This is a genomic window from Mucilaginibacter sp. FW306-07-L (assembly GCF_058782065.1).
The window spans coordinates 890,863-903,871 of the sequence record NZ_JBYSXI010000003.1; the positions used below are offsets into that span (position 1 = coordinate 890,863).

Sequence of the window (13,009 nt, forward strand, 5' to 3'; positions counted from 1 at the left end):
CATGAGCATATTTAAAAAGACCAGTACTTTTTTATTATTACTATCCGCCGGGCTGTTAGCCGGTAGTTGTAAAAAATTCTTAGATATTACACCATCCAGCCAAAGTGTAAACCCTGTTACCATTAAGGATTTCCAGGAGATCTTAAATAGCGATTCGTTAAGCCGGATACAGTTTTTTCCGCTTGACCTGATGACGGATGACGTTGCTTTAAACGACAACCAATATAATACCGGTGATAATTTCTACCGCAGGGCTTATACTTGGGAAAGCACCATTTGGTATCCTGCCCAAGCGGATTTTATGTATAACTACACCTATGGTAAAATACTGCAAATGAACGTGATTTTAAGCCGCATCGATGCTGCTGTTAAAGATGCCCTGAATACACCCCAAACAAAAAATCTAGTTACTGCACAGGCGTTGATCAACAGGGCATCTTATTATTTACAATTGGTAAATACTTATGGTAAAGCTTACGATGCGGCCTCTGCAAAAACAGATCCTGGCGTGCCGCTTGTACTGACGCCGGATGCTTATGCGTTGCCTGCGCGTGCTTCAGTAGAACAGGTTTATGAAGCCATCATTGCCGACCTGAACAAAGCGGTTAGTTATCCTGCTATGCCCGCAAAGGGTGTGGATATTATTCACCCAGGTAAGGCGGCGGCCTATGGGTTACTTGCCAGAACATATCTCTATAAAGGCGATTTTGAATCAGCTTCGAGTTCTGCAGATTCAGCCCTCTTGCTTGAGAACAGGCTCCTGGATCTGACAAAAGTCAATTATTCACCTAATCAATTACAGGATCTGACAGTCAATCCTGAGATTTTATTGGGGAGGATCAGTTCTGATGACGGTTTTTATCAGGCCTACAAAAGCACCTTCGTTATCGGTGGTTCATTGTTAGACAGTTTAGGTGGTTTTTTCACCCAGGACAGGCGCTTTACGAGCAGATTTTCAACCAGCCGGTTCTCTCCAGGGCTTTATAATCAAAATCAATTAAATGCTGAAACAATGGTATTTGACAATAGTATTTCCGTTCCGGAGATCATGTTAATCAAGGCCGAGTGCCTCGCACGGAAAGGAGATTTTGCAACTGCCGGAAACTTACTGGATGATTTAAGAAGTAAGCGGATCCTTAATTATTCTGCTTCCAGCAGAACTTACACCGCCGGCAATATCTTAAATTATGTATTGGGTGAAAGACGACGTGAGTTATTTCTCCACGGCGGTCTGCGTTTATTTGATTTAAAACGACTGAATAAGGATCAGCAATTTCAGCAGCGTCTTGTTCGTATGAACTATTCCGGCGAAATTCAGGCGCAACTGCTGCCGGGTTCCGTACGCTATATCTTTCCCTACTCACCAGCAGTGCTGGCCGCTAATCCTAATATTATTCAAAACCCAAGGTAAAAACTTATGCTGATTCGAAAAACACAACATGGTTCAACCGTAAGCCATAGCCATTTCAAATTATCTTTTCATTCAATAGCCATGATCATCATGATCTGTGGGATTACGCTATTATCAGCCTGTTCAAAAGAAGGAAGACTCGATCAGCAACTGTTATCGAATACAGTCAATCAAAATCCTGTTTCTTATATAGAAAAAGGAGATCTAATTGTGTTAAACGGTATAAATTATACCCGGACATCAAGTTTTATCGGTATTCCTGTTCAATTAGCAGTCAAATCAAAAGTTGCCGATATAATCGTTGCAACCATAGATCCATCATTGATCAGTGCTTATAACACCCAGCATGGCGAGCATAATTTGGTGTTTCCGGATAGCGCATTTGCGCTGTCTAATAAGGGCATATTTCCCGTTTCAGCCGGAGAGGCCCAGTCAAAGGATTCTTTGTTTGTTATCCTGAAAAACGGAACGAACCTTAAAGGCCAAACAGTTTACCTCATTCCTGTAAAGATCGCCTCGAAAAACAATAATAAAGTTATTAATGAAGTGATCTATTTCAAAATGATGCTATCATCAGGAAATCTTACTGCATGGATGGAAAGCGGATCGAATGGAAACGGATCGAATGCGTCCAGGTTGAACGGAGGGGCCCTTAGTTTATTGTTTTTTGATTACTATCCCGATTCTTTACGATTTAATGTTTCGCTGAGTAAGGCGTTACCTGGTCACGATGTAATCGTAGAAAGCACATTATTGTCAGAAACGCAAATGGATTCTGTTATTAATGCCCAATATCTTTACGCTGTTCCTTTACCGTCGAGTTGTTCCAGATTAACAAAGAGATTAACAACAATTCCTCAAGACCAGCTATCAGGAAATGATAGTCTGACGGTAAGTTTAACCAATAAGGACAAACTCGAAAAATATCAATACTATATCATGGGCGTAAAGCTTAAGCAATATACGGAGTCTAAGTTCGGTGCGCCACCCATGCCCGGCGACTCATCGGTTGCCTACGTCAGGTTCTTTTTGAATTAATAATCGAAAATATACAAATCAATTCTAATACTATAAAATGAAGTTAAAACTTGTATTATCTGGTTTAATCAGCGTGGCTTTTGCCCTGGACTCAAACGCCCAATCATCCAGCCAGCCCGTGGCCCCTGATATCTATAAACATGTATTTATTGACAACGCTAATAAACAGCACTCCCTAAAAGAATATGCAGGTAAGTATGTTTATCTGGATATGTGGGCATCCTGGTGTTCCCCTTGCAGGAAAGAATACCCTTTTTTAGAATCAATGATCGCTAAACTTGACACGTCGAAAGTGAAAGTTGTCAGCATTTCCATTGATCATGAGTCCAAAGGTATGTCCGGGCCATCCTGGCGATGGATGGGCGCTTTAAAAGGTTATATGATGAAAGGTACGCAATGGTGTGTAATCGATACTGCGTTCGAAAAAGCCTTTAATATTGATCGTATACCAAGATTCATCTTGTTAAATCCTGATGGTACGGTGAAAGAGATGGATACTACCAGGCCATCTGATCCGGCGACCTTAACCAAATTAAATAAACTGTTTACAAATAAAGAAACAAACCGAAATGAAAACTAAATTAATCGTGCTCGCCCTATTATCGGCACTGTCATTCCCTGTTGTAGCACAACAAAAAACTAACGATTTTAAATACACTATTACCGGAAACTTAAAAGGTATTAAGGAACCGGCGAAAGCTTATATGTATTACCAATACCAGGGTTTTCACAAAGATTCAGCCGTGGTAAGCAATGGCCATTTCACCATGAACGGAACTGTACCGTTGCCAATGAAGGCTTTCATATTATTAGCACAAGCCGGCCAGAATGTTTATAGTCATCCATCGATGGATCAGGTCGCCGTTTACTTAGAAAACGGAAACATTACCATTGACTCACCGGACTCCTTAAAACATGCAAAAGTTGGCGGTACGCAATTAAACCGTGACCAGCAGGATTACATTAACGCACTTGGAAATATAAGGGAACTACAGGCAGCCCTAAACTCAAAAATGCAGGTTTCAAATAACCAGAATACCCAGGATTCCATAAGAAAAGATTTTGCACAACTTGATGTAATGCTACAGACGAGTTTGGCAAATTTTATTCAAAGCCACCCAAATTCGTCCGTAGCACTTAATGTTTTAAGGGCGAATTTCAAACCATCCGACAACATTGAACTTGCCAGAACTTTGTTTAACACACTTTCAGATTCTGTTAGAAAAACACCACCGGCAGAAATATACGCTTTGTCTATGGAAGATGTCACTAAAGTTGGCGTCGGTAAAGTTGCACCGGATTTTGCTGCACAAAGGTTAGATGGCAAGGAAGTGCATTTGTCAGAATTAAAGGGTCAGTATGTGTTATTGGATTTTTGGGCCAGCTGGTGCGGGCCTTGCCGGAGGGAAAGCCCAAACCTGGTAAAAAGTTATGAAAAATTCAAAACTAAAAACTTTACCATTCTTAGTTTTTCTTTAGACGAGGACAGCAATGCCTGGAAGAAGGCGATCACCGAGGACAAATATATCTGGAATAATGTGTTAGGGGTACCCGGCCAAATTGGTTTTGTGGCTAAACTGTACAGTGTGGATGGAATCCCCGCAAATTTTTTAATAGATCCTTCAGGAAAGATCATTGCCACCAATCTGAGAGGAGATATGCTGGAAAAGAAATTGGCGGAAGTAATCAATTAGTACCGCACGGACTCTATTAATTTTTAACCGCTGTACCGACAACTGGCTATTTATAATTCCGCTAATGATATTTACGATAAAGAAAAAAAGGATATTGTTTGTCCTTGCGTTTGCTACACAACTATTAAATTACACCAAAACGGAGGCTCAATATATTAACGGAGACAAAGAAATCAAGTCACGGGTAATAGCAATAGCTGATTCTCTTCTGAGAGGGCACCTGATAAAATATTCGCCTGCCGACGCGGGCGAATATTTACAAAATGCTGCCAAGTCTACGCTAAGTGCTAAAATTACATTACCTGCAAGCAGTAAGTCAAAAGCAGATGCTGAAAATATCTATGTGAAAAGTAAGGATGGCGTAGGTTGGGTTGCCATGTGCTATCGTAAACGTATGTCGGCACCTTTAGAAGTTAATCCGGCATCAGCATTTGTTATTACACCAGGGGGTGTATGCCTTACTAATTATCATGTTCTGTACGCATATGCCAGTGATAAGGGGATAGATGGTTCTGGTGCCTTCATGGTAAGGCTGGGTAATGGTAAAATTTACCAGCTGAAGAACGTCCTGGCAGCATCAATAGAAGACGATATCGCTATACTTCAATTAGAGGTAAAACCAGGAGAACGCCTGCCATGCTTAGCTATTGAAAGGGAGACGCCAAAGATAGGAGAAGATATTTTTATGCTTGGAAACCCCCAGGGCATGTATTACTCATTCACTAAAGGAATCGTGTCAAATCTATACAATGATGGTATTGGATGGCCAGATGGAAAAGGCGGCAGCATGCGTGATCTGATAGCGATTACTGCAGATTTTGCAGTCGGTGCAAGCGGCAGTCCGGTGATTAATACGAAAGGTAATGTAATTGGCATGGTTTCCACCACCCACACAATAGAGCAGCAAAGAAATGGTTACCAGCTTACGCAAATGGTCATCAAAAATATCATACCTAACCGGTCTTTACTCAGGCTGTTAAAGTCAGTTAACCTGGAGTGATTGATTGTAATTTTTCACCGGCGAATTTAATCAACCCGAATACCTTTTTTAATGTATTTCGGCGGCCTTTTATCGGCTTTATTATTAATCTAAAACCCTATATGTTCAGTCTTAAATCAGTTTTTACATTTGTTATAATCAATTTTACGACGGTGTATACATTCGCGCAGGTTAAACAAAGCGCATCTTCAGATTCTACCTTTCGTCAGCAGCAATTTCTTTATCAGGGCTTAGCCGGGCTGATTTCCCAATATCATTATGCACCACCTAAATTCAATGATTCCTTGTCGTCGAAGATTTATGACAATTACCTGGATAAATTAGATCCCAATAAAGCTGTTTTTTTGAAGGCTGATATTCTTGGTTTGGATTCTTTCCGATATAAACTGGATGATGAACTAACCGGAAAAGTTCCCCCATTACTATTCTTCACTACGGCCAGGAAAATATATTTGCGTCGTTTAAGAGAACTGGAAAAGATGCCGTTCCTTGGTGCAGGAACCTGGCAACCTGGTTATGAAAACGAATTACTGTCTTCTAAAGATAGCCAGGCTTGGTGTAATGATTTAGATGCAAGGCAGAAACGCTGGGATAAATTAATTTCTTATCAATTTTTTGTTAAAGAGGCTGACTTATCTGTTGGTTTTAAAGATATAAAAGAAAGAGATAAGCGCGCCATGTCCGCTGTACGTAATAAATACAGACATTGGTTCACTAATGAACTAAAATCTGACGACTCCTATAAATATTTCGCGGACTATATCAATGTGATCGCTTACATATTGGATCCTCATTCCGAGTATCAGCCCCCTGTCAGCAAAGCCAAGTACGATCAGCAAATGAGCAACGTGTACTTTGGGGTTGGCCTCAGCCTCGGAGCTTCAGATCAGGGAGATATTAAAGTGTTGGCTGTAACCAATGGTATGCCTGCATGGAAAAGCAAAAAAATAAACACTGGTGATATTTTGGTTTCGATATCACAGGGCATTACCGGTAACTGGGAAGATATTGACGGTTGGGAAATCCCCGAAGTTGTAGATCGTATCCGAGGTAAGCAAGGGACTTTAGTTAAACTGAAGATCAAAGATGCAAAAACCGGGGCTATCAACGAGCTGACACTAATACGGGAGAAGGTAAGCGTTCAGGAATCAGGTGCAAAAAGCACTGTTATTTTAAGCAATACAGGCAAAAAAATTGGTGTTATCCAATTGCCCGAGTTTTATAATGATTACGCCCATTGGGATGGCGCGAAGAGTGCGAATGACATCGCCCGGGAACTCAAGTTATTAAACAATGAAAAAATTGACGCCCTGATCGTAGATCTGAGGTATAATGGCGGGGGGTCGTTGGACGATGTCTTAAAAATAAGCGGATACTTTATCAAATATGGGCCTATTGTACAAGTTAAAGATCATAATGGAGAACTTAAGATCTTATCTGATGAAGATGGGACAACACTTTATGATGGCCCGATGGCTGTTCTGGTGAACGGCTACAGTGCTTCCGCATCAGAAATATTCACAGCTGCGATGCAGGACTATAAAAGAGCGATTATCATGGGTACAGAAACCTTTGGTAAAGGAACTGTTCAGCATCAGCTTCCATTGGGGCCCCCAGACAGCTTTGGTGAACCAAAATACGGGGCGATGAAATTGACAATGGAAAAATTCTACCGGATCAATGGGTCGACCACTCAAAAGATCGGGGTACATCCTGATGTTTATTTGCCCGATCTGACTTCTTATGCCCATCCTAAAGAAAAGGATGCCTTTTCTGTACTGTCTGCAGATTCTATTGGTAAAGTATCTTACAGCGGAGAAATATATCCATTGGCCGGCATGAAAAAGAATTTTGAGACCTATTCAAACGATCATGCAAAATCTTTGAAGGAAATGGATGCTCTCGCCCGTTTTTTAAGTGCAAAACCCGTCCGGGAGATTGGTTTTAATTACGCGCTAAATCAAACAAAGGCAAAGAAGGCCGCAATGGCTAAGTATACGAAACTGGAAAAAACAACAGACGGTACTTTAAAAACAATTGGGATCGGAGAATTTCAAGCGACCGAATGGTATAAAACCTGGGTTAAAACCACGGTTTCAAACTCATGGATCATGGCAGCTATTGAAACTATAACTAATCAAAAGCAGCCATCGGGGAACACAGGCATTATAAATGGTAAATAAGTCTGTTAAAATCCTTACGATAATCTTTGAATCGTTGTGTAATCACGCAATATTTTTTCATCGTTATCATCACAAGCTTCATTCGTTCTTTATAAGTTAATATAAGTTTTAGTTAATCAGGCATCATCTTGAAGGGTGGTGCCATTTTACGGATTGACATCAATTTAGTTTGAGACTATAAGAATGTTTTTAAGCCTGCAAGCCATTTAGCCGAACCGTTTTAACTATTCAAAATTACAAACATACTCTAAATATTATGAGACAGCTTTTTATTTTATCGTTTTTATTATTGAGTTTCTTTACGGAGGATTTGCTCGGCCAGGTGCGCCTAACAGGTGATATACGGGCGCTTGGAGATGCTGATCTGATTATTGAATATTTTGAGGGTAATGTTCAGAAAAGCAACACGGTGAAAGTAATTGATGGAAAGTTCGATTGGTCAGCCCCAATAACGGAAGTTCAGAAGATTACAATGATCTTTCCGGGAAGGGCCGTGTGGGTATTTGTGGAGCCCGGGCGTATGAAGATGACAGGCACCAGAGATTCCATTGATAACCTTAAAATAACCGGATCCGTCACAAATGATGAGGCAATCGCTTACGCCAAAACAATACGGATTTTAGAAGAATCGGAAAAGGCTTTATATCAACAGCATAATCAACTTAGCCCCGAAGAGGAAATGGTGAAAGAGACAAAGCTCAGTTTGATTGCTGATCAAAAGAAAGCGCTGATTTACGATTACATCACCCAACATAATACAAGTGCCCTGAGTTTAAACCTGGTGACGGAATATTCGCGGCTGGGTGTGTATGAGGATGTATCAAGGATGTATGATACTTTGAGTCCAATAATGAAATCAACGTGGGAAGGTAAACGACTAGCAAGTCGTTTAGAGATATTAAACCATAGTGCCATTGGGCAGAAGATGATCGCATTTACGACAAAAAATGAAAAAGGCGCACCAATTACTTCATCCGATTTTAAGGGAAAGTATATATTAATCGATTTCTGGGCAAGTTGGTGTGCACCCTGTCGTAAAGAAATCCCTGGTCTCATAGAAGCCTACCGTCACTTCAGTACAAAGAACTTTACAATTGTGAGCGTATCCTTAGATGATAATAAGGAAAGTTGGCTGCGGGCTATTTCCAGATATAATATGCCATGGACTCAGGTATCTGATTTAAACGGTTGGAATAATGAATTATGTGTTTATTTTGGAATCCAGGGTATCCCAAGTACTTTACTAATCGACCCCAAAGGAGTGATTATTGCCAAGAATCTCATGGGCATGCAGCTGAAGAAAAAATTAGAGGTGTTATTAAATCAAGATTGAAATCACGATGGTTTATGCACCGTATCAAATAACTGAATACATCATTAGCTATCGCTGACTTCTAAGTTTAGATTTAGTGGGCACACTTGACTAACCGTCCTGTAAAAGTTAACAAATCACTATCCTTCGGTTAGTCTTTAAAAATTTTCCGATTACCCTAAAAAGCAACCTAATTACCTGACCTTAAATGAAAAAAACGTTTTTCCTTTTTTTAACTATATTTTTACTGTCGATAAGTTACATAAATGCGCAGGACACGGTTAGTACCAACGATGTCATTTTTACTGAAATGGATTCGGCTGCTGCCAAACCCGCGACAATAGTAACTAAAGAAAGCAGCGAAACCCCCACAGTAAAAAGTCATAAGATCTTAACTGGTCATCCAGATGGAAATGGCCAGCCAACTCTTTGGGCCATATTTTTAGCGGGATTGGCAGGCGGATTTGCCGCCCTGTTAATGCCGTGCATATTCCCAATGCTACCTTTAACAGTAAGCTATTTCACTAAAACGGCCGGAAATAAAGTTTCTGCCATAAAACGAGCGCTATTATATGGAGCATCTATTATAGTAATATATGTGGTTATAGGCCTCGCTGTTACGCTTATATTTGGTGCTGATGCGCTGAACAGTTTATCAACTAATGGACTATTTAATTTTGCGTTTTTCTTATTGATCGTCATTTTTGCTGCGTCGTTCCTGGGTGCTTTTGAACTTAACCTGCCCAATTCATGGGTAAATAAAATGGATCAGCGTTCTGACAGAGGAGGCATTTCAGGCTTGTTCTTTATGGCCGCTACCCTTGCCCTGGTTTCTTTTTCATGTACGGGTCCAATTATCGGCTATTTGCTTGTACAAACGGCTACCAGTGGCGCGCTATTAGGGCCAGCCATTGGCATGCTGGGGTTTTCATTTGCTTTGGCCGTTCCCTTTGCGCTTTTCGCTATGTTTCCGCAATGGCTGAATTCCCTTCCCAAATCCGGAGGCTGGTTGAATAGTGTGAAGGTAACGCTGGGCTTTTTAGAACTGGCGCTGGCACTCAAATTTTTATCAAATGTCGATCTTGCCTACCATTGGCAATGGTTTGATAGGGAGATTTTCCTTGCGTTGTGGATCGTTATATTTGGTATGATGGGTTTCTATCTGCTTGGTAAATTAACTTTCAGTCATGATTCACCTTTATCATTTATCTCTGTGCCCAGGCTATTTATTGCAATTGTGGTATTATCGTTTACTGTTTATATGGTGCCGGGGCTTTGGGGGGCACCACTAAAGTCTATCAGTGCATTCCTGCCGCCGATGTCAACTCAGGATTTCGATCTTTCAGCGGTTTCAGGGTCCGAAAGTTCAGCCGTTTCCAATAGCGGGCCGCGTAAGTACTCGGACCTTTTTGAAAAACCAAAAGGATTTTACCCGTTTTTTGATTATGATGAGGGAGTAGCCTATGCGAAAAAAATGAAAAAACCGGTCATGATAGATTTTACAGGGCATGCCTGCGTAAATTGCCGTAAAATGGAAGCCAATATCTGGTCGGAAAAAGATGTCTCGCAACTGATTAATGACGAATATGTATTGATACAACTATATGTTGATGATAAGACCGACCTTGATGTAAAAGAACAGACTGTCTCTTCTACAGGAAAAAGCATTAAAACTATCGGAAAAAAATGGAGCAATTTACAAATAACACGTTTTCAGGCAAATTCACAGCCTTTTTACGTGTTATTAAATCCATATACTGAAAAAATACTGGTAGCTCCACAAGGTGCGATATTTAACACCCGGGAGTATCAAAAATTTTTGAACAGCGGTGTTGAAGCTTTTAACAAAATAAAATAAACCTTTTAACAATTAGCGCTGCGAGATCGTCTGTTACCTAGATTAAGAACAGCGGGCGCAATTGCTAAAGCCAAAGGCATAATGAAATAAGTTGGAAAGTACTTTTTTCATTAATTCAATAATCGAATTAATCATTGCCCACTGTACCAAAAACAAATTATGAAATTTATTATGGAAGAATTGAATGATGAGCTGGAAAAAACTTTCAGTAATCTATGGCACATGGTAGGGAATACCCCGATGATTGCCATTAATTACATCTACAAAGGAATATCAGGAGTCATTTACGCAAAGTGTGAGCATTACAATCTGACAGGTAGCATTAAAGATCGGATGGCTCTTTTTGTCCTTTATGAAGCTTACAAAAATAAACTAATCAAGAAAGGTGATACAATCGTTGAGGCGACTTCCGGAAATACAGGAATTGCCTTTGCGGCAATCGGTAAAGCGCTGGGGCACCCTGTTAAGATTATAATGCCCGATTGGTTGAGCCAGGAACGGGTTGACATCATAAAAAGTATGGGGGCAGAAGTTATCTCCATAAGTAAAGCCCAAGGGGGATTTTTAGGAAGTATTGAACAGGCAGAGAAAATGGCAGCCGAAGACAATGATGTTTTTTTACCACGCCAGTTTGAAAACAAAGCCAATGTTGAAGCTCATCAAAGAACTACGGGCAGGGAGATCTGGTGCCAACTGGCTTCCAACGGTTTGATTCCTGACGCATTTGTGGCGGGGGTTGGTACCGGTGGGACTGTAATGGGCGTGGGCAAGCATTTAAAAACGCTCAATCCAAAGGTACTGATACATCCGCTTGAGCCTTCGGAATCACCTACGTTAACAACGGGTCATAAAGTTGGCAGTCATCGTATCCAAGGTATTTCTGACGAATTTATTCCGGCCATTGTTAATTTACAACAATTAGACAAGGTGATTCAGGCGAGTGACGGAGACGCTATAATTATGGCTCAAAAATTAAGTAGTCAGCTCGGGCTTGCGGTAGGGATTTCATCAGGGGCTAATATAATTGGTGCGATAAAACTTAGAGAAGCGTTGGGAGTAGAATCTGTAGTCGTCACTATTTTATGCGATAGCAATAAAAAATACTTGAGTACTGACCTTGTTCGTGCAGAACCGGTAAAATCAGGTTATTATTCGACCGACACCTCCTTTATGGACTATACACCTATTCCCCGTTTAGATGAGGCTTTTTACAAAAGTATTGACTGATGGGAACTGTGTTCCTTTCTTATATAACCTAAAAACCCCGGGCATTTTTTGACCGGGGTTTACCCAAAACAACCTATGGTGATTATTTTACTTCTTTTTTCTTTTCTGTAACTTCTTTGCGAATCTCCGTTGCGGTAACTTTGACTTGTTGCATAGCATTGCGCAAACGTGTACCGGCGGCTTTATTGCCTTTCTCAAAAAATGCGGAGTAATCGTCCTCTGCGCCTGCGATTAGTTCTTTAAGGGCTGTAAATTTTTCCATTTGTTATAGTTTAATTTGCACCGAAAGTGGCGTCTTTTTATAAATGCTGAATAACAGATATTAAAGGCAAAAATATAAAAATATGCTATATAGCTTGGTTTATGGTGAGCAAGTTATGACTTTGCGGAAAAAAACCTAAGTTATATCGATAAGGCTTCCGATCAAGTGGTTGCTGGATCTGCCAATTGTGGCTATTGTCGGAGACAGCCAGCTTAACTATGTATTTTGCCTCTTTATTAAAAAAAAATGTAATTGCACATCTTTAATTAAATAAGTGCTAGACCCGACGATTTTTTATTTTTAACGTAAAGTCACTTTGAATTTCTGCAATTGTTTTCTTTCTACCAGACTTAATCCATTCCAGTAGTTCAATTTTATTGAAGTAAAGTTTCTTCCCTTGTTTACTTACCGGAATTTCACGGCGGCAAACTTTTCCATAGATGGTAGAGATGGACAAATTCAGGAATGCAGACGCTTGCTTAATAGAGAACAAATTATCTGCAGTCTTTTCCTCAAGATGATCGTGACTTAAGATATCTTCAATTTTAGATACTTTCTCCAGAAGTTCGCTCACTGCCTTTGGCAGTTGATCAAATGTTAATAATTCCATAGCAGTTTATAGGATTCGTTATGGAGGCAAAATTATTAAAGCTGATGCGTGCAACACTCCGATATTGTCCGAGTCGGATAGCAATTAATTAAAGTACTATTCGGAATTAATCAATTTAATTAAAGCCTAAGAAGAGTAGTTAAAAGAACATTTACCGTGTTAACCAAACTTTGAATGAGGATATCAAGGAACGAAAGTTTGGATAATTCATAATATTTAAGATTAACCTTGCCAATTTAAATCGACGTTCTGTGTTTTAGTCCATTAGTATTTAAAATCTCTTTCAGTTTCGGGTAAAGTACCACACTTTTGCCGATATTAATTTCATTATTAGCTACAATATTGAAAATACTCGCAGTCTGCTAGTAACACATTGTCAGATTCGATGCATAGTATGGCAATTCGAATAGCACA

At 40.1% G+C, this 13,009-nt stretch carries 11 protein-coding genes; 9 read left to right on the forward strand and 2 right to left on the reverse strand.

Features of this window, described 5'->3' with window-relative positions; translation table 11 throughout:
• Position 1 precedes the first annotated feature (1 nt).
• The 9 genes from AC3WJC_RS19155 to AC3WJC_RS19195 all read left to right on the forward strand — a co-directional run bounded on the left by AC3WJC_RS19155 (position 2) and on the right by AC3WJC_RS19195 (position 11,723).
• The gene (locus AC3WJC_RS19155) at positions 2-1,411 is read left to right on the forward strand and encodes a RagB/SusD family nutrient uptake outer membrane protein (protein ID WP_492400729.1); all 1,410 of its coding nucleotides are present in this window, start codon (positions 2-4) and stop codon (positions 1,409-1,411) included.
• An 81-nt stretch (positions 1,412-1,492) separates the two neighbouring features.
• Positions 1,493-2,449 carry a DUF1735 domain-containing protein gene (locus tag AC3WJC_RS19160; RefSeq protein ID WP_492400730.1) on the forward strand — a complete coding sequence of 319 codons (957 nt, stop codon included), beginning with the start codon at positions 1,493-1,495 and terminating at the stop codon, positions 2,447-2,449.
• Between the two features lie 37 nt (positions 2,450-2,486).
• On the forward strand, positions 2,487-3,029 hold the full coding sequence (locus tag AC3WJC_RS19165) for a TlpA family protein disulfide reductase (protein WP_492400731.1): 543 nt from the start codon (positions 2,487-2,489) through the stop codon (positions 3,027-3,029).
• The gene (locus AC3WJC_RS19170) at positions 3,019-4,143 is read left to right on the forward strand and encodes a redoxin domain-containing protein (protein ID WP_492400732.1); all 1,125 of its coding nucleotides are present in this window, start codon (positions 3,019-3,021) and stop codon (positions 4,141-4,143) included. The genes AC3WJC_RS19165 and AC3WJC_RS19170 overlap by 11 nt, the downstream gene beginning before the upstream one ends.
• Positions 4,144-4,207: 64 nt before the next feature.
• Positions 4,208-5,143, forward strand: a complete 936-nt coding sequence (locus AC3WJC_RS19175; protein WP_492400733.1) for a S1 family peptidase — start codon at positions 4,208-4,210, stop codon at positions 5,141-5,143.
• A 101-nt stretch (positions 5,144-5,244) separates the two neighbouring features.
• Positions 5,245-7,326 carry a S41 family peptidase gene (locus AC3WJC_RS19180; protein ID WP_492400734.1) on the forward strand — a complete coding sequence of 694 codons (2,082 nt, stop codon included), beginning with the start codon at positions 5,245-5,247 and terminating at the stop codon, positions 7,324-7,326.
• Between the two features lie 256 nt (positions 7,327-7,582).
• Positions 7,583-8,659, forward strand: coding sequence for a redoxin domain-containing protein (locus AC3WJC_RS19185; protein ID WP_492400735.1), 1,077 nt, complete (start codon positions 7,583-7,585; stop codon positions 8,657-8,659).
• Between the two features lie 187 nt (positions 8,660-8,846).
• Complete coding sequence (locus AC3WJC_RS19190; RefSeq protein WP_492400736.1) at positions 8,847-10,496, forward strand: protein-disulfide reductase DsbD family protein; 1,650 nt, start codon at positions 8,847-8,849, stop codon at positions 10,494-10,496.
• Between the two features lie 159 nt (positions 10,497-10,655).
• Complete coding sequence (locus AC3WJC_RS19195; protein WP_492400737.1) at positions 10,656-11,723, forward strand: PLP-dependent cysteine synthase family protein; 1,068 nt, start codon at positions 10,656-10,658, stop codon at positions 11,721-11,723.
• A gap of 82 nt (positions 11,724-11,805) precedes the next feature.
• On the opposite strand, the gene AC3WJC_RS19200 is transcribed toward AC3WJC_RS19195, so the two are convergent.
• Both AC3WJC_RS19200 and AC3WJC_RS19205 read right to left on the reverse strand, forming a co-directional pair.
• Positions 11,806-11,985, reverse strand: a complete 180-nt coding sequence (locus AC3WJC_RS19200) for a histone H1 (RefSeq protein WP_492400738.1) — start codon at positions 11,983-11,985, stop codon at positions 11,806-11,808.
• Positions 11,986-12,262: 277 nt separating this feature from the next.
• Positions 12,263-12,595: a helix-turn-helix domain-containing protein gene (locus AC3WJC_RS19205; protein ID WP_492400739.1), complete on the reverse strand. Its 333-nt coding sequence runs from the start codon at positions 12,593-12,595 to the stop codon at positions 12,263-12,265.
• Positions 12,596-13,009 lie beyond the last annotated feature (414 nt).